Origin of the sequence: Pseudomonas sp. SGAir0191, from assembly GCF_002812565.2 — a bacterium.
Taxonomy (GTDB): domain Bacteria; phylum Pseudomonadota; class Gammaproteobacteria; order Pseudomonadales; family Pseudomonadaceae; genus Aquipseudomonas; species Aquipseudomonas parafulva_B.
On the sequence record NZ_CP025035.2, the window covers coordinates 641,355 to 664,457 of the forward strand.

Here is a 23,103-nt window from a genome sequence, read left to right on the forward strand (position 1 = left end):
CGCGCCGGCTACACCCCCTCGATGAACCCCACCACCACGCTCTTGATGATGAACGCCAGCACACCCAGGCCGAGCACGAAGAACAGGATCAGGGTGCCGAACCGCCCCGCCTGGGACTTTTTCGCCAGGTCCCAGACGATGAAGCCCATGAAGCCGATCAAGGCGGTCACCAGGATGATCATCATCCACTCTTCGAATACGGCAGGATCCATTGCAGTGCTCCAGGCGGGTTGAGGGGGCAAGTATACGCGTGAGGTGGCAACCGATCAGCGAAGGTGGGTCAATGGAAGCTCGGTGCTGGCCAATACCTGGTTGAGCACGAAGCTTGAACGCACGCTGGTGACGCCCTCGATGCGCGTGAGGCTACCGAGCAGCAGCTTCTGGTAATGGTCCATGTCGGGCACGACGACCTTGAGCTGATAGTCAGCGTCCATCCCGGTCACCAGACTGCATTCCAGCACCTGGGGCAGATTGCGAATGGTGGTCTCGAAGGTTTCGAAGCGCTCGGGGGTGTGCCGGTCCATGCCGATGAGCACGTAGGCGGTCAGGCTCAAACCCAGCTTCTTGCGATCGAGCAAGGCCACCTGGCGGGAAATGTAGCCGTCGTCTTCGAGTTGCTTGACGCGGCGCGAGCAGGGTGAGGGTGAAAGGCCGATGCGTTCGGCCAGCTCCTGGTTGGAGATGCGCGCGTCACGCTGCAATTCAGCCAGAATGCTCAGGTCGTATCGGTCCAGCTTGCTCATGAATCATGCCTTTTCTGTTCGGATTGCGGCGAATTATCAATCCAGGGTTAAAAATTGCGCAAGTGCTATTTATATGAGCAATCTTCGCAATCCTGTGCCGGTGCGCGCCCGGTATCTTTATCACCAGAATCACTGCCCGGACATCAGTCCACGGCGATGCGCCCCAGACGGGCGCTCGCGGCCAAGCCATCCAACAGGATGGGCCAGGCCCCCGGGCTACGCACCTTCCAGAAGATGGTGTGAGGTGAGCCGGGGCCACAAGCGCCGAGCACGGACGACAATTGCTGAAGGGAGGCCCACATGGCCTCCCTTTTTTCATGGCTGAAATTTAATGGGCGGCGCGGTGGGGCGCGGTAGACTGGCGCAGTCAGCCGTTATCCCGTCGAGAGGACTACCATGAAGTCGCACATCTGGCAGTGGGCAGGTGTTGGTTTGCTGGGCATGGGCATCAGCGTGGCAGCCCTGGCAGCCGGGCCCAACGACGGCCCAGGTGCGTTGCCCCCCGCCGCCACAGGGCCAGGTATCGAGGCAGGGCCCGCGCCTGGGCGTGCGCTCAATTCACGTGACGAAGTCGGTCAGACGCAGCCCCCACGGCCAGGGTTCTACCAGGATATTCCCCGCCGCCCCGGTGATGGCCCGCGGTGGCAGGGCCGCCCGGGTGGCCACGGTGAAGGCTGGGGCCCCGGCCCGCACTACCGGCCCGGCCAGACCGTGGACCGGTTCCCTGACCGCTTCTGGAAGGTGCCCTACCAAGGGCAGGACTATTTCTACTCGGGTGGATACTGGTACCGACCCTGGGAACGGGGTTACCAGGTCGTGGTGCCGCCTCCAGGTGCGCGAGTCAGCTACCTGCCGCCCTATGCACACAAGTTTCGCGTGGACGGTGCGATGATGTACCTGGTCGCCGACACCTACTATCGGTACCTGGAAAACAGTCGCGAGTACGTGGTGGTCAATCCCCCAGAACCTGCGCCAGCAGCGGCGCCGGGGTATGACGTGGTGGCTTATCCGCGTTATGGGCAAGGGCAGGAACAGCAGGACCAGGATCGCTACCAGTGCCACCGCTGGGCGGTCAGCCAGTCGGGGTTCGATCCTGCCATGGCTGCCTATGCGCCGGCGCCTGCGGTTGCAAGCACCTACCAACGGGCGCTTGGCGCGTGCTTGTCCGGGCGGGGCTACAGCATCAACTGAAGGGCTACACCGGGTCGGCGTGCACCATTACATCGGCCTTGGGGTACTGCTGGCGGATCACCTCCGAGGCCTGCACGCACAGGCCATGGGCGTGATGCAGCGGCAGTTGCCCAGGCAGCTCGATGTGCAACTGCACGAACCACTGGTTGCCCGATACCCGGGTGCGCAGGTCGTGCACGCCCAGCACGCCATCGATAGCCAGCACGCGGTTGGCCATGTCTTCACTGACATCCACGGGCAGCTCCTTGTCCATGAGAATCGCCGTGCTTTCGCGTGCGATCTGCAGGGCGCTCCACAGGATGTACAACGCGATGCCCAACCCGAACAGCGCATCGAGTTGCGGCCAGCCGAAGCGCGCCAGCAGCAATGCCAGCAAGATGCTGCCGTTGAGCAACAGGTCGGAGCGGTAGTGCAGGGAATCGGCGCGTACCGCCGTGGAGCCTGTGGCGCGGATGACCTTGCGTTGCAGGGCCAGCAGCGCGACGGTCAGCACCAACGACAACAGCATCACCCCGATGCCGATGGCGGTATCGCCCAACGGCTGCGGGTTGCGCAGACGCTCCAACGCCTGCAAGGCGATCAGCACGGCACTGCCGCCGATGAACAGCGCCTGGGCGATGCCAGCCAGGGCTTCTGCCTTGCCGTGCCCGAAGCGGTGGTCGTCATCGGCCGGGCGCAGGGCGTAGTGCACGGCCAGCAGGTTGAGGAAGGACGCCACGGCGTCCAGGGCCGAATCGGTCAACCCGGCCAGCAGGCTCACCGAGCCGCTCAACCACCAGGCTAGCGCCTTGCTGACCACCAGGATGCTGGCCACCGCCAGGGAGGCGCGCGTGGCCAGGCGGAGCAACCGTTTGTGTTCGGCCGAGGTGGTCATGTCAGGCGGTTGTCCTTGGCATTAGGCGGCAGGCACCAGCCCCAGGCTGGCCAGCTGTTCAGCACTGCCGCGGTGCTGGATCAGGCGGGGGTCGTCCAGCGGCAGGCGCTGCCCCAGTTCGCTTTCCAGGATGGCCTGCAGCTTGAGGTTGTCCACGGTGCCATCGGCATTGACGGCGTCCTTGAGCTTGGCAGGGTCCACCTGCGCGGTCTGTCCTGGCGGGTAATAGATGGCGCCGGTGGCGAAGTCGATGCCGAAGGCGATCAGCCCTGGGATGACGTAGAACAACAGGCCAACAGCGTCCAGCACGGCGATCGCCGGGTCGACCTTGCCGTCGATCTGGCCGCGACGGTCTGGATAGAAGATAGAGCCGCAAGCCGTCAGTTGCGTCAGCAAGGTGCCCACGAGGGCAGCACCGATCAGGCGGGAAGCAATGCGCATGTAAATCTCCGGGCGTGGCGTTCGGCAGGCCAGGCAAGGCGCCTGAGCCCGCAGTTAAGACCATGATAGGACAACGTCGGTTCGCCGTTATACTCGCCTGCTTGTTCGAGGGCCACCATGATTTCATTACCTATAGACCTTGTACTGCCAGATCTGCGACAGGCCCTGGCCAGTCGCAATGAAGTGATCCTCGAAGCGCCCCCAGGTGCTGGCAAGACCACTCGGGTGCCCCTGGCGTTGTTGCATGAACCCTGGCTGGCCGGGCAAAAGATCCTGATGCTCGAACCTCGCCGACTGGCTGCGCGGGCGGCGGCGGAGCGTTTGGCCAGTGAGCTGGGTGAGCAGGTGGGTGAGACGGTCGGCTACCGCATTCGCCTTGAAAGCAAGGTAGGGCCGCGTACGCAGATCGAAGTGGTCACCGAAGGCATCCTGGCTCGCCGGCTTCAGGATGACCCGGCGCTGGAGGGTGTGGGGGTGGTCATCTTCGATGAGTACCACCTGCGCAACCTCGATTCTGACCTGGCGCTGGCGCTGTGCTTGAGCGCCCGTGAGCTGCTGCGCGATGAACCCCCGCTCAAGCTGCTGCTGATGTCTGCAACACTGGAGGGTGCTCGGCTCTCGAAGGTGCTGAACGATGCACCTGTAGTCACCAGTGAAGGGCGGATGTATCCCGTCTCGACGGTATGGGGCAGCCCCTATCAGCCGGGCGAGCGAATTGATGCGCGCATCACGGACACGTGCCTGGCTGCCATCGATGAACAACCTGGCAGCCTTCTGGTTTTCCTGCCGGGGCAGGCAGAGATTCGGCGGGTGGCAGAGGACCTCAAGGCGCAGCTCGGCAGCCGTCCAGAGGTGATCGTGTGCCCGCTGTACGGTGACCTCGACCTGCAGGCGCAGCGTGCGGCGATAGACCCGGCACCCAAGGGCTCGCGCAAGATCGTATTGGCCACGAACATTGCCGAGACCAGCCTGACCATCGAAGGGGTGAGGGTGGTGGTGGACAGCGGCCTTGAACGAGTGCCCAGGTTCGACCCCCGCAGCGGCATGACCCGACTCGACACACAGCGCATTTCCAAAGCCAGCGCTACCCAGCGTGCGGGGCGGGCTGGGCGCCTGGAACCCGGCGTCTGCTATCGGCTGTGGTCGCAGTCCCAGCACGAACAGATGGCCGGCTACAGCACCCCTGAAATCCTGCAGGCAGACTTGGCAGCCTTGGCGCTCCAGTTGGCCCGATGGGGCATGAAGCCGCAAGAGATGACCTGGCTCGACCAACCGCCAGCAGCGCCCTTCACTCAAGCCCGAGATTTGCTCAAGCGCTTGGGCGCCCTCGACGATGCTGGGCAGCTCACGCCACACGGTGCGGCCATGAGCGCGCTGCCAGCCCACCCCCGGATCGCCCACATGCTCATCAAGGGCAATGCGATGGGCCTGGATGACCTGGCATGCAACATTGCGGCACTGCTGGGCGAAAAGGACATTCTGCGCGGGGCCGGTGCTGACCTTCACACCCGGCTGAGTGCCCTGTCAGGGGAGCAACATTCACGTCGTAGTGGTGGTTCTCTCCAGCGGGTGAAGCAGTCGGCTCGGCAGTACCGATCCCTACTGCGTGGGAAGGCCTCCAGCCCTGTCAGCGAGCCCGATCACCCACGGTGGGTAGGGTGTCTCCTGGCGTTTGCCTACCCTGACCGAATCGGCCAGCAGAGGCGTGCAAGTGCATCCGAATACCGTCTTTCCAACGGTCGTGCCGCGGTGTTCTCAGAGCCCGATGCGCTCACCAAGCATGAGTGGCTGGTGGTCGCCGACCTGGGTAGCCGGCAAGGGCAGCGTGAGGAGCGGATCTACCTGGCGAGTGACCTCGAGCCTGCTCTGTTCGATGACGAGCTGGCTGACCTTGTGAAGTCTGTCGATGAGGTTGACTGGGACGAAAGGGAAGGGGTGCTGAAGGCTGAGCGGCAGTTGAAGGTGGGGCAGCTGATCTTGTCGACGAAAGCGCTGCCGAGTCTTGATGAGCACACCCGTTCGCTTGCCCTGGTCAACCTGGTAAGGCGCAAGGGCATCGAGCTCCTGCCCTGGAACCCTGAACTGCGGCAGTGGCAGGCCCGGGTGGGTCTGTTGCGCCAGCTGGATATCGAGGGTGGGCAGGCACACAGCAAGTGGCCTGACCTGAGCGATGCCAACCTGCTGGACACGCTGGACCAGTGGCTCACGCCCTACCTGGGTAAAGTCACGAGGCTCAGCCACTTCAGCCAGTTGGACCTGTCCTCGATCATCAGAAACCTCCTGCCCTGGCCGCTTCCACAGGAGCTGGACACCCAGGCGCCCCAGGCGATCCAGGTGCCGTCCGGCTCGAATATCCGTATCGACTATTCGCAGCATCCGCCCATCTTGGCCGTGCGGCTTCAGGAGCTGTTTGGCCTGGCAGAAACCCCACGCATCGCCCAGGGCAGGCAGCCGCTGGTGCTGCACCTGCTGTCGCCGGCTCGCAGGCCTGTGCAGGTCACCCAGGATCTGGCGAACTTCTGGCGCAGCACTTACGTGGAGGTGAAGAAGGATCTGAAGGGGCGATACCCGAAGCATTATTGGCCTGAAGATCCGCTGGTAGCCGAAGCGACTGCCAGGGCAAAACCCAGGAAATAGCCAACCTCGAGAAGGGCGTGGATCCCGGCAGCGCTGTCTCAATGTCGCCACCTTGATGCGCTCAAGGAACTCGGCCTTTGGAGAGCGGTCTCTGTCACCGATATGAAAAATGATGTCATATCGCTGGTATTGGCCCCCTAGGCGCCTGCTGCACTGATTGCCCGTATTTCCAATGGAATCACTATGCCTTTATCTACAAGGATGTGGATGGCCGCCAGTGCGGCCGTGCTGAGCCTCGCCGCTTGTTTCTCCGTGCAAGCCGCAACCCCGGGTGAGCAGGACCTTATCCGCGACCGCCAGGATCGCCTGCTCGAAGAGCAGCGTCGGCGCCTGCAGGAACTGCAGGATCTACCCGGCAAACCGGCCACGCCTGCTGCGCCCCAGACGCCCAACGATACCCGCTGTTTCACTATCCAGCGTATCGAGCTGCAAGGCGCCAATGCCTTGTCCGAGGCCGACCGCCGAGCGCTGACAGCGCCCTACCAAGGCAAATGCCTGGGTGTGTCGCAGCTCAACGCGCTGCTCAAGGCCATCACCGACCACTACCTCGACAAAGGCTGGGTCACCACTCGCGCCTACCTGCCGCAGCAGGACTTATCCACAGGCCGGCTGCAAGTGCTGGTGGTTGAAGGCACCCTGGAAAAGCTGCGCAGCGACGCTGGCAGCGGCCTGTCCGAGCGCGAGCTGGCACTGACCTTTCCCGGTAAAGAAGGCCAACCCCTCGATTTGCGCGAGATCGAGCAGATGGTCGATCAGCTTAACCGCCTGCCTTCGAACAACGTGCGCATGGAGCTGAGCCCCGGACAGAACGTCGGCAGCAGCAACGTGCTGGTGCGCAACGAAGCCGACAAGCCCTGGCGTGCGCACCTGTCGCGCAATAACGATGGCCTGCGCAGCACCGGCGAGCAGCAGTGGAACGCGGGCCTGGACTGGGACAACCCGCTGGGCCTGGCCGACCAGTTCAGCGTGCGCGGCGGCCATGACGCGGTCAGCGACCACCAGCGCAGCTCGCGCAACGGCTTGCTGGCGTACAACTTTCCCTGGGGCTGGTGGACCTTCAGCTACTTCTACAGCGAAAGCCACTACCGCTCGCGCATCGACGTGCAAGGCAGTGAAGTGGAACAGGACGGCGACAGCCAGACCCACCAGTTCAGCGCCGAGCGGGTGATCCACCGCGACACCCTGAGCAAGACCTCGGTCAGCCTGGGCCTAGCGCATATCCGCACCAACAACTTTTTCGGCGACACCCGCCTGGACCTGAGCAGCAACCGCATCAGCGAAGCGCAGGTGGGCCTCAACCACGGCCGACGCATCGGCTCGGCCTTCGTCAACCTCGACCTGGGCATGCAGCAAGGCATCGGCCTGTTCGACGCCCAGGGCAACCACGACCCGGGCCCGGGCGAAGCCGACGCGCGTTACCGCAAGTACACCGGCACCCTTAGCTACCTGCAGCCGTTCGAGCTGTGGGGCGAACGCCTGGCCTTCACCAGCCTGGCTACCGGTCAGCGCAGCGAAGACGCGCTCTTCAGCCCGCAGCGCCTGAGCCTGGGCGGGTCGTCGTCGGTACGCGGCTACAAGGACCAGTTCCTGACCGGCGACAGCGGCGGCTACTGGCGCAACGAACTGCGCTGGACGCGCCCGGTGACCTTCGACGCGTTGCGCCCAGTGCTCGGGGAATACGGCGTGGCGCTGGGCTACGACCAGGGCGTGATCCGCAACGACCGCTACAACGGCCAAGAGCACGGCCGCCTGAGCAGCAACTCGCTGGAGCTGTTTGCCCGCGGCAAGCATCTCGCCGCCTCGGTCACCTTTGCCCATTCTCTGGAACGCCCGGATGTGCTGGACCGCGAAGCACCGATCTATTTCCGCATGGATTTTTATCTTTAATTTTTGCTCGTCGACGACGTAGTTTCGAGGTTGCACACATGGACGTTCGCCAACTGACCCTGGCTGCCCAACCCACCGCCGTACTCGCCGACCGGCCGAACTTCCTCGGCCTGCCCAAGCGCCTGCTGGCCGTGCTGCTGGCCAACGTCATGTTCTGGCAGCCGATCTGGGCGATGGCCGACGGCATTGCCGTGAGCGGCACGACAAATACCAAGGTCGGCAAGGCCGGCAACGGCGTGCCGGTGGTCAACATCGCCGCGCCCAACGCGGCAGGCCTGTCGCATAACCAGTACGAGCGCTACAACGTCGACAGCCAAGGGCTGATCCTCAACAACTCGACCCAAGCCATCCAGGGCACGCAACTGGGCGGCAACATCCTCGGCAACCAGCAGCTGGGCGGGCGCGCGGCGAGCACCATCCTCAACGAAATCAACGGCGCCAACGCCACCCAGCTCAAGGGCTACACCGAAGTGGCCGGGCAGGCGGCGCGGGTTATCGTCGCCAACCCCCATGGCGTGACGTGCAACGGGTGTGGCTTCATCAACACCCCGCGGGTCACCCTCAGCACCGGCAAGCCGGTGCTGGATGCGACCGGCAAGCTCGACCACTTCGCAGTCGATGGCGGCAGCATCAGCATCGAAGGGCAGGGCCTGGACGCCAGCAACATCGACCAGTTCGACCTGATCACCCGGTCGGCCAAGCTCAACGCCGACCTGTACGCCAAGCGGCTCAACGTGGTCGCCGGCGCCAACGACGTCAATGCCGACACCCTGGCCACCACCCCGCGCCAGGGCGACCCGGCTGACAAACCGCAACTGGCCATCGACTCCTCGGCGCTCGGCGGCATGTACGCCGACACCATCAAGCTGGTGGGCACCGAGCAGGGCGTGGGCGTGAAGACTGCCGGCAACCTGGCCGCCAGTGCCGGCGACATCCAGATCGACGCCAACGGCCAACTGAACATGGCCCAGGCCTCGGCCAAGGGCGCGCTGAACGTCACCGCACCTGTCATAGAAATGACCGGCAAGGCCTACGCCAACAGCGTCAATGTGCGCACCCCCGGCAAACTGGTGAGCCGCCAGAGCCTGGCAGCGCGCGAGCGGGTCGAGATCGACGCCGGCACGCTCAGCAACCCTGGGACCGTCGCGGCCGGCATCGAAAACGACAACAGCCGCAACGCCATCGGCGACGTCACCGTCCGCGCCGCCTCGCTCGACAACACCGGCACCCTGCAAGCCAGCCGCAACCTGACCGTCGAAGCCAGCCAGCGCATCGACAACCGGGGTGTTCTCCAGGCCCAGCGCACACAACTGACCACCGCCACCCTGAGCAACCAGGGCAAGGCCGCCCGCGTGGTCGGCGAACAGGCGCTGTTCGTGGCGGCGCCGGCCATCGTCAACCTGGGCGGGGTGCTGCTGTTCGGCAACGGCCAGGACGTCACCCTCGACCTCGCGCGGCTGGATAACCGCGAAGGCCTGCTGCAAGCCGTCAACGGCAAGCTGACCCTCAACGTCGCCACCCTCGACAACGCCGCCGGGCAGATCGACGCCAACGCCCTGAGCGTGAGCAGCGACACCCTCGACAACCATGCCGGCCTGCTCTCGGCCAGCGGCGGCGACGCGCAGGTCATTGCGCGCATGCGCCTGGACAACCGCGACGGCACCGTGCAGGCCCAGCGGCACCTCAATGCGTCCACAGGCCAGGCCGACAACCAGGGCGGGCGTCTGCTGGCGGTCACCGGCGACCTCGACCTCGCCACAACCGGCCTCGACAACCGCAACGGCAGCCTGCTCGGCACCGGCATACGCGTGACTGCGCCCCAGGCTGACATCGACAACCGCCAAGGGAAGATCATCGGCGAGCGCCTCGACCTCGACGTCGCCCAACTCGACAACCGCCAGGGCCAGATCGTCGGTGAACAGCTCGCCATCACCGCCAAGCGCCTGGACAACCGCGACCAAGGCCTGCTGGCCGCCGGCACCCAGGGCCTGACCCTGGACTTCGCCCGCAGCGCCACCCAGGCCCAGTTGCTCAACGACGGCGGCCGGGTGCAGAGCGACGCCAGCCTGCTGCTGCGTGGCGCCTGGCTAGACAACAGCGGCGGCACGGTGATCGGCCGCAGCCTGAGCCTCGACACCCAGCGCCTGTACAACGACGCCAAGGGCGCGCTGGTGAGCGACGGCGGCGACGTGCAGCTCAGTGTCAGCGATGTGTTGAGCAACCTCACCGGCATCATCGACGCTGGCCAGCACGGCGTGACGCTGGACGGTGCCGCGGCTGTGGATAACAGCGGCGGCAGCCTGCGCGGCCAGCGACTGGACCTGCACGCCAACACCCTGAACAACGGCCAGGGCGGTGAATTGGTCGCCGGCAGCGACGGCCTGCGCTACACGGGCGGCACCTTGAACAACGACGCCGGCATCGTGCTCGCCACAGCGGGCACCACCGCCCTGCAACTGGGCCAGGCGGCGCTGAGCAACCTGGGCGGCATCATTCAGGGCGACAGCGTCGAGATCACAGCCGCACGCTTGGACAACGGCAGCCAGAGCGGCAAGGCCGGCTCCATCGCTAGCCTGGTCGGCGGCCTGACGCTGAACGCTGCCACCCTCGCCAACGCCGGCGGCACCTTGTTCGCCAAAACCGCATTGCGTTCGATCGGCACCATTCTGAGCAACACCCAAGGCGGGCAGATCAGCGGCGAGACCCTCGACCTCGAGGCCAGCCAGGTGGACAACCACGGCGGCTTGATCGAAGCCAACAGCCGCTTCACGCTCAGCGCCAGGGCCCTGGACAACCGCGACGGCCAACTGACCGCCCTGGGCCATTCCCTTGTAGGCCTGACCGCCGCAAGCGACCTAAGCCGCCTGGAACTGACCGGCAGCCTGCTCAACCAGAACGGCCGCATTGCTGCCGGCAACACCGATTTCAGCCTCAAGGCCGCCCTGCTGGACAACCGCGGCGGCCGCATCGAACACGCAGGCGACGGCCTGCTGAGCCTGGTCTTCGACCGCGTCAGTGGTGTCGGCGGGCGCATCACCGCCCTGGGCGCCGGCGACTGGCAGTTCGGCCAGGTCGACGGCCTGGGCAGCGTGCAGCTCAACCGCGCTCTGACCTACACCAGCGACGCGCTGGCCCTGCAAACCGGCGACCGCCTGGCCAGCGCCAGCAACCTGACCTTGAACCTCGCCCGCCTCGACAACGGCGGCGAGCTGCTCAGCGACGGCGACCTGACCCTCAACCTCAGCGGCGACCTGAACAACCGCGGGCGCCTGTCGGCCCAAGGCCTGGTGGCCATCAACGCCGGCAACGTCACGCAAAACGGCGGCCGCATCGGCGCCGGCACGGACGCGCGCCTGAGCCTGACCGGCAACCTCGACAACCTCGGCTACCTCACCGCCCGCCAGGCCCTGGCCATCGACGCCACGCAGATCCTCAACCGCGGCACCCTCGGCGCCCAAGGCGCAGTCACGCTCAACGCCGAGCGCATCAGCAACGACCCCGACACCCTGCTGTTCAGCGGCGGCCCCATGGCGCTGCGCACCCAGGTGCTCAGCAACCTCTATGGCGACGTGTACAGCCGTGGCGACCTGAGCGTCGCCAACCGCGACGGCAACGCCGCGCAGCGCTTCAGCAACCTGTCCGGCACCGTCGAAAGCGAAGGTGCCATCACCTTGAACGCCGCCAGCGTGGAAAACGCCAAGGCCAGCTTCGAGCTGGGCGAGTCGATCGTCAGCGGCAGCCTGAGCTGGGTGTGCGGCCAGCACTGCGGCGGCCACGACTCGTTCAAGCGCGGCACCATCACCATCGAACAAACCCTGCTGGAACGCGCCACCCAAGACAGCCCCGGCGCGCGCCTGGTGGCCGGCAAAGACCTGACCATCCAAGCCAGCGACGTGCAGAACCGCTACAGCCTGCTGGCGGCCAACGGCAACCTCAGCATCACCGCCAACGACCTGCTCAACCTCGGCGCTACCGAGCGCACCGGCCAGCAGAAGATCGTCATCGGCACGCCCGGGCGCATCGACACCGGTTACTGGGACCAGATGGAATACATCGACGTCCCGGCCTTCAACGCCGCCGTGGCTGCCGGCAATTTCGACCTGGCGCGCTTCGAGCTGCTCAAGGCCCGTTCAGCCGATGCGCGCTTCAGCGAAGAGAGCAACGTCACCACCTGGACCGACAGCACCAAACCGCTCTACGCCGCCACCCTGCAAGCCGGCGGCACGGTCAACCTGAACGTCGCCCGCAGCGTGCAGAACGGCTCGGTGAGCGAACACAACGCCCTGGAAATCCTCACCGGCAAGCTGGGCGACGACCAGACCGGCGTGCCGGTCGGCGGCATCGACATCACCCTCAACAAACAGGCCGTCGACGCCAGCGCCGCCACCGTAGCCGCACTGCCCAGCGTGCAGCGCGTGACCGACGCCAACGGCCAGACCACCATCGTCCCGGTGGACTACAGCGGCATTCCGTTCGCGGCGGTCGACCCCACCGCCGGCCCCACTTTCCAGCTGCCCCAAGGCGACTACGGCCTGTTCGTGCGCAACCCCGACCCGAACGGCCACTACCTGATCGAAACCAACCCCAACTTCACCGACCTGTCGCGCTTCCTCGGCTCCGACTACCTGCTCGAGCGCCTGGACATCGGCCCCGACGCCAACTGGCGGCGCCTGGGCGACGGCCTCTACGAACAACGCCTGATCCGCGACGCCGTGCTGGCCCAGACCGGCCAACGCTTCCTCGCCGACGGCCTGGTCAGCGACTACGACCAGTACCGCTACCTGATGGACAACGCCCTGGCCAGCAAGGACGCCCTCAACCTGAGCCTGGGCGTAGCCCTGACCAGCGCGCAGGTCAGCGCGTTGACCCATGACATCGTGTGGATGGAAAACCGCGTCGTCGACGGCCAGACCGTGCTGGTGCCGACCCTGTACCTGGCCCAGGTGGACGCCCGCAACGTGCGCGGCAGCAGCCTGATCCAGGGCCGCGACCTGAGCCTGATCAGCGGTGGGGATCTGGTCAACGTCGGTACCCTGCGCGCCAGCCGCGACCTGAGCGTGAGCAGTGGCGGCAGCATCTACCAGGGTGGCCTGGTGGAGGCGGGCAACAACCTGCAACTGATCGCGCAGGACAGCATCCGCAACGCCATGGCAGGACAGATTCGCGGGGAGAACGTGAGCCTGGCGGCGGTGCGCGGCGACGTCACCAACGAGCGCACGGCGATTCAGGTGCGCGATGGGGCGGGGTACCGCACGGTGACGGATGCCGGGAGCGGGGTGAGTGCTCGGCAGGATCTGGCTGTGTCGGCGGGTCGGGATGTGACCAATTACGGCACGTTGCAGGCTGGGCGGGATGTGGCGTTGCAGGCAGGTAACGACGTAAGCCTGCTGGCAAAAACCGACAACACGCAAAAGCACGAGTCCTTCGAGGGCGGCCACCGCTACGTCGTCACCACGCAGGCCAAGCAGCTGTCCTCCAACGTAAACGCCGGCAGCGATTTGAACTCCGACGCCGCTCGCGACATCAACGTCGTCGCCAGCCGCGCCAACGCCGGGCAGAACTTGGCACTCGACGCCGGGCAAGATGTGAACATAGCCTCGGCTCAGGATGAAAACGCCTCCTACTCGTTCAAGAAGAGCAGTGGCTCGTTTGGCCGCAAGAAAAAGCATCAGGAGGAAACCTACGATTCCACCAATGTCGCCTCGGTAATCGAGGCCGGCCAGGACCTGACCATCAACACCCGCAAGGCTGCCGACGGCAGTGTCGGCATCAACGTCGGTCGCGACGTCAATATCGTCGGCAGCCAGCTGTCGGCAGGCAATGACCTGATCCTGGGCGCCACAAACGACGTCTCGGTCAATTCTGGCGTAGAGCAACACGGCACCTACAGCAAGACCACCAAATCCGGGGCCTTCGGCCTGTCGAAGAGCGGCAAGAGCCAGATGACCCGCAACGTCGATCAAGTCGGTAGCGAGCTGACTGCCGGCAACGATGCGGTGATTGCGTCAGGTCGCGATGTGAACCTGCGGGCCAGCACCCTCAATGCTGCGAACGACGCAGACGTCAGAGCGGGCTTGGTCGATGAAAACGGTGACATCAACCTGCTGTCGGCCAACAACGAAGCCTCCAGCCACCAAGAGAAATACAAGAAGAAAACCGGCCTTTCCCTGTCCGGTGGCTTCCTGTCGTTCTCCTCGGCCAAGGAAGCGGGCAACGAAGCGCAGGGCCGTACGGCCGTGGGCAGTCAGATTACGGCCATGCGCGATGCCTACCTGCACAGCGAGCGGGACATCAACGTCGTCGGCAGCCGTGTGGATGCGGCGGGCGACGTCGGCCTGCAAGCCGGGCGCGACGTCAACGTGCTGGCGGCGCAGAACACCCACTCCAGCCAGGATTGGAAGAGCAAGAAGCAGTCCGGTATCGGCATTTCCTCGGACGACAACGGCGTCAGCCTGTTCGCCGGCTCCGAGCGCAACAAAGCCAAGGACCGTCTGACCCAGGAGACCAGTGCCGCCAGCCAGATCAGCGCCGGTGGCGATCTGAATGTGGGTGCCAAGCGCGACATCAATCAGGTCGGTTCGGACCTGCAAGCCTTCAACGACATCAACCTGGCCGCCGGTCGCGACGTCAATGTCGACGCTGCCAGCGAGTCGCAGGTGACCGAGCGGGAACGCGAGCGCTCGCGCAACGGCCTGACGGCGACCATCAACCATAACTTCGGTAGCACCAAAGATGCCGTCAATGGTGCCGGCAAAGGCGAGGACGCTACCAGTAAAGCCTCAAGCACATTGCGGGCCATGGACAGCATTTCGCAGTTCCTGAGCGGGCCTACGGCCGATGCGAAGTTCGGCAACAGCAAGGAAAGCAGTCGCCAAGTTGTGTCGCAAACGAGCAATCGCGGCTCGACGCTGGATGCCGGCAACGACTTGAACATCGCTGCCAACAATGATGTGCGTATCCGCGGCGGAAAGTTGCAGTCGGGGCGCGATATCAACATTCAGGGCCGTGACATCACGCTCGATGCGGCCAAGGGCAGTTATGGCGAAGAGAGCAGTGAGGAGAAAAGCTGGAGCGGCATTCATGGCGGCACCAGCGGTGGTTTCAAGGTGGGTGTTGGCGGCAGTCGCGGAGTTGCCGATAGCGATCAAAGCCAAGGCTCTTCGACGGTCACGAGTTTGCAGGCTGGACGCGATGCCAACCTCAAGGCCAGCAACGACCTGAACTTGATTGGCACGCAGGTGCAAACCGTGCGGGATATCAATCTTCAGGCGGGTAATGACCTCAACATCAGGGCGGCGCAGAACGACAGCGCCAGCTCCAGTAGCCGTCGTAGTGGCGGGGGTGAAGTAGGGCTGGCGGTGGGCTCGGAGGGTGTTGGTCTTTATGCCAGCGTCAACTTGGGTAAAGGCAATCTGAAGCGTGAGGGCCAGCAACAGCAGGAAGCCTATTTGTATGCCGGCAACCAACTGGCCTTTACCAGCGGTCGGGACAGCAACATCGCGGGCACTACGTTGCGCGGCAATGAGGTTGTCGGGCGCGTTGGCCGCGATCTGACCGTCACGTCGCTGCCCGATACCGGCAAGGCCGAGGGCAAGGAATACGACCTCAGCGCGACGGTGGTAGTGGGGCCAGGAAGTGGCGTCAGTGGCTCGATGGGTTATGGCCGGACCACGGGCAGCAAGAACTGGGTTGAGAAGCAAACCAGCATTACTGCTCAAAACGCGCTCGATATACGTACCCAAAACCATACCCAGCTTGATGGTGCTTTGATTGCTTCGGACACGGGTAAGTTGAAGCTGGATACCAATACGCTCGGGTTCAGCGACATTGCCGGTAAAGATAAGGAGCATGGCTACTACCTGAATGTCGGTGGCTCGTACGGTATCGGCAAGAACACCACGCAAGACCCGAGTCAGGTAGGCAAGGGCGATCAGGGCCAGAACGGCTGGAGCGTAGAGGGCTGGAACTACAACAAGGATCGCCAGCAGATCGTGCGGGGCACGGTGGGTGCGGGCGATGTGGTGGTGCGTGGGGATAACGCAGGGCAGGACTCGACCGCTGGTTTGAACCGGGATGTGAGCAGGGCTTATGAAGTCACGAAGGACGATGAGCATCGGACTGATTTGTATGCCACGAAGCGATCGACCGAAGCTGTTCTTAGCCCGGAAGATACGCTGAGTCAGTGGCGTCAAAGCGTTGAGTTGTATGGGGAGAACAGCCGTAACGCGACTGAAAAACTCGTTGACATGCTTGTAGTCACTGCAAAAGTGGTCGACGGCCAAGGTTTGTATCGGGCCGGATCTTATACGATATTCACTGACCTGAAGCAGCAGCTCAGAAGTGCGGACGAAAGTACAAGATCGGCGACTGCAAAAAGACTCCTTGAGGGCGCTCTAAGGACAGATCTGGGCTCTGATGGCGATGCGCTTGTAACAAGGGTTGCAGAAATCGGTCGAGAAAACCCAGAGCAAGCACTACAAACGATAGTTTTGCTCGGCTCATTAAATAGGCCAGAGTTCGTTTCCAATTTTGCTGCTGTAGCAGGTTTGGCTGTTGGAGCCGCCGTGGTAGTGAGCCTCGCGCTTACAGCTCAGACCCCAGAGCAGAAGCAAAAAGCGGCCGAGGCAATTGAGCGGGCTGCGAAAGAGGCAGGGAGGACATTAGAAGAGCAGTACATAATCACTAAAGGGATTATGGAAGTGGTGCTCAAGACTAGCCTCCCTGAAAGTTGGTTAACTGATCGAGGCTCTGATTTAGGGAAGCCCATTCACGAACAGGGAAGCAATCCGTCCAGTGACGGCTATGCTAATGGTGGGAGACAGGAGGCTATAGGCTCGACGGGCGGTAGCGAGGTCGTGGATCAGGCTCCAGGTGATTATTCCAGGCCGATTGTGGATCTTCCTGAGTCGGGGTTGGTGTATCAGGATTCTGCTAGCGATGAAAAAGGCAAAATTCCTGAAAATATGAGTCCGGCAGGTGCTGGGCGGGCTGGGGCTTTTAATGAGGCCAAACGTCAATCAGGAGTTCCCGTAAGCCAGAAACCTAGTGGCATTCTTCCAAATGTCGACAAAAGGGGTAACCCTCAGCCGGGGAAAATTTATGAGTTTGAAATTCCAGCATCAGGTGGAGGAATTAAGACGGTGAGAATTCGTGATGACGCAGAAGGTCATTATTTTGGCACCGGTAACCCACAAAACCGGGGTCCACACTTTAATGATGAAGCTGGAAATCATTATGACTACTGATATTGAAGTTACTAGCACGCAGAATATTTTCCAATATAATGAAGTTTACAATTTTGATGCTTCTAAGGTGGGTGCTGAATTAGTTTTGTCGGCAGCTAGCTTTCTAATTAATGGCGCACCAAATAATGCTCTCGTGGCTGTCTGTAAATTTATTTTCAGCTTGATTCGTAAAAACATGTATGGCTACGAAGTCTGGGTGATTGTGGGGAATTCTGCTTGGCAACCAAATACCAGAATAGTACGACATCGAAAGTTGTGGGGGGCGCTGAAGTTTCAAGGGTGTGAAATCTTGGGAGGTAGTGATCCTCAGGAATATTTTTCGGAGGCCCATGAAAAATTGAAATTTTTTGGTGCTATAAAGATTTCGAAAGCATCTATTGAGAGCATGATTGAATTAATAGTTAAAGAGCGTTGTTCATATATTATATTGGTGCCTGAAAATTTTAAGATTAAAAATATTCTTAGCCTGGGGTGGTCCGGTAGCTTGACTGAAGATTTGAATGTTTTTCACGAAGTGTACAAAGCAGGTGGGTTGCTTTTTAAACGGATGGGGGAGTTTGATGACCCCGAATGGGGTTTCCTATCTATAGGATTACCCGAGACAATCAAGAAAATATTGGGTTGAAGCGGTTCGTTTCCTACATTTTTCAATTGTTGAGAAATTTTCACGAGGTATGCATGTGTTAAGGCTAAATTATGGCAGGAGAAAATACCCTTGCCCAGATTCAGCTGTCTCACAGTTTAAGTAGATCAGATATTTTTAGAAGCTTGCTCTTTAATAAGCTAGCAGAAGCATGCGGATAGTAATTTTTACTGCCCGCTTTAGGGACTGTATGGAAATTCTTGAGACGCCTAGCTTGCGCGTGTATCGACTGTCAGGCCGCCAAACCTGAGTCGTCTGTGAGCGACGGGCGGACTATAAACCCTTCGCTTACACGTCTCAACGCACCAAACGCTCAGCGCTTCCTTGCCGACGGCCTGGTCAGCACTACGACCAGTACCGCTACCTGATGGACAATGTCATCGACCTAAAACCTGGCGACCGCCTGCAATCGCTGGCAGATGGAAATTCAGTGGATAGCTCGTCGGAGGTCGACTCGCTGGAGCTGTATCTCTCGGTTGGCAAGACATATAACCTTACGGTGGATGTGGGTCACACGTTCTATGTGGGTGGGCGGGGCTACAAATGCTCTGGATGGTTTGGTATGGCATGATGCTGCGCTAGGTGCAAAAGCAACTACTAACGCTCCAAATACACCCAGGTTCATTACGGACTCTGCCGGTAATACTATTGATTTAGATTATACCAAGGGACTCAGGGAAACGAATGTGACGGTCACGGGAACGCGTGGTGGTGTTCAGTATCCGTTGCAAGGGCAAACTCCCGATTCTTATGCGAATCTTGGAAATGGGCATGTTGTTGTCTACGGCCCTGAAGGGCGTGCGCTATATGATGTGTCTAGCTCTCGGATTAAGGTGGTCGAATGGAACCAAGCTCCGGATGGAACATATTTCCCGAAGAAGGGAAGTGATACAAAAGCTTTTGAGGGAAATGTTCCTCAGCCGGTTCTTGATAGCTTAGGGTTGAAATGATGAAAGTTTATCAGGGTAATATTTCTAAAGAGTCGTTGAATCTGTTTGTTTCAGATATTGGCTCCGGGGAGTTTTTTTCATATGTAGGGCACTTGGTTTCATTAGAACAGGCAATTTCTGTTCTAGGCTTGCTCTCTCCTGATTTTATTGAGGTCAGTGGTCACATTTTCTGGCTGCCTAGCGCTCAGCAATACGATCCGCAAAAATTTCATCTGAACGGGCTGGTTGAGACCGAATCTAGTATATTGGAACAAAGTACATCGCGTAGAGACGTTGAACGATACAGAAATATTTTTTCAATAAATCAGTTCTTTTCAAAGTGGGAGGATGCACCGGGCCGACCCGTATTTAAAGTGGGCCTGTCGGAAGAAGATTATCGTCTTTGTCATTTATTTGCTGAACAGATCACTAGATATTGGAAGCGCGCGTTATCCGATACCTTTCCAGAGAAGGTATTTCAGTTTGAAATTGCTGACGATCTTCTCGATGAATATGGCGTCTGTCTGACATTCTGGCAGTCGTAGTTTAAAGAGCGCACAGGATGTGTCCGCGCCATTAAAACCACTGCCAGAGGCTAAACAATAATTATGCGTTTAGAAATGGTCCAAAAGGTGTTCCTCCGGTGGTCACTGCAGAGGGGAAGATTGGTGGAGAAACATTTACTGACGTTAACCAGACTGCCCGCCCAGTTTCACAGGCTAATGCTAGTCAGCCAACTTTAATATCTGACTGGGTAACCGTTAAAGCTGACGCATCTGGGAAAGTCCTGCCAAATGGGAATATGGCCGATGCTCATGCGGAAATCGGTGTGAGGCATAAGCTGCTGGAAAGACTACGGGGCAAGCATGGAGCTTACTGTCTCTGGCAAAGCGGTTTGTGGCTATTGCCGAGGAGATATAGCTGCAATGGCAGAGAAGGCTGGGCTCACTTCTCTTATAGTTAAAGAAGCTGCAACTGGTAAGAATCTCTACTGGCAGCCTGGAATGCGCGCTTTGAGAGAGAAGGATTAGAAAATGACGTTTTCTCTATCATGGGTTGTTGGATTCGGAAGTAAGTGCCAAGGGGGGAAAGCTAAAGACCCCTCCTGGAGTGATATTGAGTTTCATCTTGGAGAAGTATGTAAGGTGTCTGGTTCCGTTACTTTAGAGGCTGTGAATCTTAATGGATTTGAGTTGTTGAGCTTGCAAGTTTTTTCAGATCATGGGATGTTCGCGATGACTTTAGGTGAGGACAATGGTAAAGATTACATTGTTCGATCTTATCTCGGAGGGGAGGGCTCAGGGAGAGTAGTTGATATTCTGGGAGACGCTGTTGATGCCGCTTCGGTTTGTACGAACTTTGAGATTGTTATTGATGTTTTTAGGGGGTTCTTTGAAAAAGGCAGCGTTTCTTGGAGCTTGATGGCCTAATTCTTTGGTGCAAAAGCAAATGTGTGGTCGATTAGTCACATCTCTGGAGTGAATCTTCCTAAAGGTCAGTCTAAGATTATTGCTGATTTTGAAGCAGCAGGGTACCCAAAAAAACCAGTAGTTTCTCCGACCATCGGAAACGTGGTCTGAACTCAATACATCTTGCCTGATGGTTCGCGAGTTCGGGTGATGCAGGCGGATGGTCGAAGTCCCCAGCGCGCATCCTTCGAGAACGCTAATGGCGGACGTGTTGATCCGACTACTGGAAAGCCGCCGCAGCCCCCGCAAGGTTTATCGAAGGCTGAACGGAAGCAGTGGATTAGAGAGCGTACGCATATTGAACAGGTGGACTAAATGATGAATACACTCTTGCAGGCTGTGGCTCTTTTGTTGCCTATGAAAATTGAAAGAGTATTTTGGGATGGCAATACTTTGATGCTTTTTTCGGCGGGTTGGAGCTTTCGAACTGAGAGTGCGTGGCGTGTGTCTAAGGGGGGGGAGTTGCTGTTCGCTTGTTGGGATGGCGATGCGCTTGACCATGTTTCTGAGCTTTTAGGCTTATCCATTGTTGACGTAGGTTGGCTTATTGATGCTCAGCCAATTGATCCATTTTTTAAATTATCTGACGGCCGCGTCTTGAATGCATTTTGTTCGTCATCAACTGAGCCTTGGCTTATGGAGTTCTCGGATGGGGCAGTTTATTTAGGGAATACTTAATTTTATAAAGTTTTCTTGGCGCAAAAGCAACTGGTGCAGTTGAAGTGCCGACTACTTCAGCAATTGCGCGTGTTGGGCTGAGAGACGATCTGGCCGCTCAAGCAGGGATTCCGCGAGATATAGGTGCTAACCCATCCAGCGTTTGGGGGAGATCGGGTGGGGTATTTAGCTCGGTATCCACTGACTACCATTGGGAATGGGTGGGATTCGCTCGTTGAGAAAGGTGGCTTGTCCCAGGCGTATGCTCTGCAGGGTCGGCATGAGCTTGCGGGAGCGGTGACTGCAGAGCAGGCAACGAATTTTGGGATTAGCTTGCTTCCTGGTGAGCGGTTGTTGGCGCTGGGTAAGGTGGGCGGGGCTACAAATGCTCTGGATGGTTTGGTATGGCATGATGCTGCGCTAGGTCCAAAAGCAACTGGTGCAGTTGAAGTGCCGGCTACTTCAGCAATTGCGCATGTTGGGCTGAGAGACGATCTGGCTGCTCAAGCAGGGATTCTGCGAGATATAGGTGCTAACCCATCCAGCGTTTGGGGGAAATCAATAGAGGATCTGAAGCAGTCTCTCAGCATGGATGGCGAAGTATTAACACTCAAGGTAAAAAGCAAAACCTCTGGTAATGCCCAGGTATATTCAGCTGAGGGCGGTACTACAGGAATCAAAGAAATTCAGTACAGCCCGTCGACTGGTGACAGCGGTAGCTCTAAGCACAAAGGTGAATACTATAAAATCACCTATAAGGATGGTAGTAAAGTAAAAGTTGTAAATCCTGAAAATTACAGGCCTACATTTGATTCCGATGGTCCTATCTACGGTAAAAAATACTAGGTACATAAATCCATAGGGGCAAAATGTAATATTTGATCCCTCAATTAATAAATGGGTGTCCGAATGAATTTAGATGCCGGCTTCAAAATATCTTGGAATGCACCAGTATTGCCTGGTGCATCACTTGCCGGAATTCCCCTTGGAGTATGTTCGAATGTTTTAACGGATAGGCTTAACGATTATATTTTTGACTCTAATAATGTTTATAAGTTTCACAACTCGCCAGAGCTGAGGCTAATTACTCAAGGTCTAGATGCTTTTGGCAATGGAAGTTACTCGTTTTTTTATTCGACGATGCAGTGGTTAATAAGCTTATAAAAAACTTTCCAGCTTTATATATAATGATAAGAGAGTGGAGTGTTTTCGCTATTAAAGTCTATGATTTTAGTTTTCCGGGGGAGGCTGCGCAGGCTTTAAGGTACAGAGGAGAATTACCTTCAGGCCATGGTCTGGGCGACCTTGTATCTGAACTAAAGAAATTTGCCGACTTAGAATTTGACGATGCTGAGGAATGGTTTTGCGGTAGTTGCGAATATGATGGATTAGAAGTAACTGGGTGGGGTGTGCCTTTGGAAGATAGACCTGATCAAATAATAACTGCCCTTTGTGTTCTTTCTTAGTAAACATTTAAGAATCTATAATTCATAGCTTGAGTTTAGGTAATAAAATTGAAAGCGCAGAAACGGTTTCTGTTTCGCCCTATAAGTCGATCGGGTTAGTTTCTATGGCCGGTCGGGACGTTACCAACTACGGCACGTTGCAGGCTGGGCGGGATGTCCCGCACGGTTTGCACTTGCGTGCCGATCAGATTCAGGTCGTTGCTCGCCGGAGCGGTTCGGCCGGCTACGGGCGGACCAACGGCAGCAAAAATTGGGTGGAAAAGCAGACCAGCATTACGGCGCAGGATGGGCTGGATATCCGTACGCTGAACCACACCCAACTCGACGGTGCGCTGATTGCATCAGATACCGGTAAGTTGAAGCTGGATACGGATACGCTTGGGTTCAGTGACATTGCCGGTAAGGATAAGGAGCATGGGTATTACCTGAATGTTGGTGGCTCGTACGGTATCGGAATGCAAAATATAAATAAAGTGGTGCAAGGCGGTGGAGGACAAACCTTCATTTCGAACAACGGCATCGCTGACTTTAAAGGGTTGCTCCCAAAGGCTCTGTCTATGTTGAGTTTGATGCTCCAGCTAACAGCTTGCTGCAAGGCGGGAAGGATGGTTGGTTCAAAATGATCGGTCCTGATGCAGGTAAGTCCGATGCGCAACGCCGTTACTGCGATCGATATCGGATGCAGCCCGTCATCCCTCTGCGCTCGATGAACCGCAAACCCAAGCCTGGCTTACCCAGGCTGTTTGATCGGCGCAAGACCGACATCGCAACATCATCGAAGGCATGTTTAGCTGGCTGAAAGAGAACCGCCGGATCGTAACGCGCTTTGACAAGCTCGCGAAAAGTTATGCCGCCGTGGTCTCCTTGGCTTGCTCCATGCGGTGTTTGCGACGTCTCTTTTCGTACAGAGCCTAGTCATCA

Annotated in this window: 16 protein-coding genes and 2 pseudogenes; 13 read left to right on the forward strand and 5 right to left on the reverse strand. The window is 59.2% G+C overall.

Translation table 11 applies throughout. The annotated features are described in order from the left end of the window. Positions 1–8: 8 nt before the first annotated feature. The 3 genes from CWR53_RS02770 to CWR53_RS22880 all read right to left on the reverse strand — a co-directional run bounded on the left by CWR53_RS02770 (position 9) and on the right by CWR53_RS22880 (position 1,045). Positions 9–212, reverse strand: coding sequence for a DUF2788 domain-containing protein (locus tag CWR53_RS02770; protein ID WP_023534618.1), 204 nt, complete (start codon positions 210–212; stop codon positions 9–11). 54 nt (positions 213–266) lie between these two features. After that, a complete protein-coding gene (locus CWR53_RS02775) occupies positions 267–743 on the reverse strand; it encodes an Lrp/AsnC family transcriptional regulator (protein ID WP_100850742.1) in 477 nt (158 codons plus the stop codon). Between the two features lie 143 nt (positions 744–886). Beyond that, entirely contained in the window at positions 887–1,045 is a 159-nt protein-coding gene (locus CWR53_RS22880; protein WP_181405456.1) for a hypothetical protein, read from the reverse strand. A 94-nt stretch (positions 1,046–1,139) separates the two neighbouring features. Between CWR53_RS22880 and CWR53_RS02780 the strand changes: the two genes are divergently transcribed. Continuing rightward, entirely contained in the window at positions 1,140–1,934 is a 795-nt protein-coding gene (locus CWR53_RS02780; RefSeq protein WP_100850743.1) for a DUF6515 family protein, read from the forward strand. A 4-nt stretch (positions 1,935–1,938) separates the two neighbouring features. On the opposite strand, the gene CWR53_RS02785 is transcribed toward CWR53_RS02780, so the two are convergent. Both CWR53_RS02785 and CWR53_RS02790 read right to left on the reverse strand, forming a co-directional pair. Beyond that, on the reverse strand, positions 1,939–2,808 hold the full coding sequence (locus tag CWR53_RS02785) for a cation diffusion facilitator family transporter (protein ID WP_100850744.1): 870 nt from the start codon (positions 2,806–2,808) through the stop codon (positions 1,939–1,941). A 21-nt stretch (positions 2,809–2,829) separates the two neighbouring features. Continuing rightward, on the reverse strand, positions 2,830–3,249 hold the full coding sequence (locus CWR53_RS02790; protein ID WP_058638971.1) for a hypothetical protein: 420 nt from the start codon (positions 3,247–3,249) through the stop codon (positions 2,830–2,832). A 117-nt stretch (positions 3,250–3,366) separates the two neighbouring features. Between CWR53_RS02790 and hrpB the strand changes: the two genes are divergently transcribed. The 12 genes and pseudogenes from hrpB to CWR53_RS02850 all read left to right on the forward strand — a co-directional run. Then, positions 3,367–5,886, forward strand: a complete 2,520-nt coding sequence (gene hrpB / locus CWR53_RS02795; protein WP_100850745.1) for an ATP-dependent helicase HrpB — start codon at positions 3,367–3,369, stop codon at positions 5,884–5,886. 201 nt (positions 5,887–6,087) lie between these two features. After that, complete coding sequence (locus CWR53_RS02800) at positions 6,088–7,773, forward strand: ShlB/FhaC/HecB family hemolysin secretion/activation protein (RefSeq protein WP_181405480.1); 1,686 nt, start codon at positions 6,088–6,090, stop codon at positions 7,771–7,773. Between the two features lie 38 nt (positions 7,774–7,811). Beyond that, positions 7,812–17,018, forward strand: coding sequence for a hemagglutinin repeat-containing protein (locus CWR53_RS02805; protein ID WP_100850747.1), 9,207 nt, complete (start codon positions 7,812–7,814; stop codon positions 17,016–17,018). Then, positions 17,008–17,643 (forward strand): hypothetical protein, encoded by a 636-nt coding sequence (locus tag CWR53_RS02810; RefSeq protein WP_058603598.1) that lies wholly within the window; start codon positions 17,008–17,010, stop codon positions 17,641–17,643. The genes CWR53_RS02805 and CWR53_RS02810 overlap by 11 nt, the downstream gene beginning before the upstream one ends. A gap of 521 nt (positions 17,644–18,164) precedes the next feature. Continuing rightward, on the forward strand, positions 18,165–18,611 hold the full coding sequence (locus tag CWR53_RS02815; protein ID WP_181405457.1) for a hypothetical protein: 447 nt from the start codon (positions 18,165–18,167) through the stop codon (positions 18,609–18,611). Continuing rightward, positions 18,611–19,135, forward strand: a complete 525-nt coding sequence (locus CWR53_RS02820) for a hypothetical protein (protein ID WP_081322811.1) — start codon at positions 18,611–18,613, stop codon at positions 19,133–19,135. Before CWR53_RS02815 ends, CWR53_RS02820 begins: the two co-directional genes overlap by 1 nt. Positions 19,136–19,624: 489 nt before the next feature. Beyond that, on the forward strand, positions 19,625–20,020 hold the full coding sequence (locus CWR53_RS02825; RefSeq protein ID WP_058603601.1) for a DUF6911 family protein: 396 nt from the start codon (positions 19,625–19,627) through the stop codon (positions 20,018–20,020). 354 nt (positions 20,021–20,374) lie between these two features. Continuing rightward, positions 20,375–20,737, forward strand: coding sequence for a hypothetical protein (locus CWR53_RS02830; RefSeq protein ID WP_100850748.1), 363 nt, complete (start codon positions 20,375–20,377; stop codon positions 20,735–20,737). Between the two features lie 276 nt (positions 20,738–21,013). Then, complete coding sequence (locus CWR53_RS02835; protein WP_138031801.1) at positions 21,014–21,562, forward strand: hypothetical protein; 549 nt, start codon at positions 21,014–21,016, stop codon at positions 21,560–21,562. A gap of 299 nt (positions 21,563–21,861) precedes the next feature. Next, positions 21,862–22,182: a hypothetical protein gene (locus CWR53_RS02840; protein WP_220458355.1), complete on the forward strand. Its 321-nt coding sequence runs from the start codon at positions 21,862–21,864 to the stop codon at positions 22,180–22,182. A 209-nt stretch (positions 22,183–22,391) separates the two neighbouring features. Further along, a pseudogene (locus CWR53_RS23405) lies at positions 22,392–22,676 on the forward strand (hypothetical protein); the annotation flags it as partial. A 161-nt stretch (positions 22,677–22,837) separates the two neighbouring features. Then, positions 22,838–23,097, forward strand: a pseudogene (locus CWR53_RS02850) (transposase); the annotation flags it as partial. Positions 23,098–23,103 lie beyond the last annotated feature (6 nt).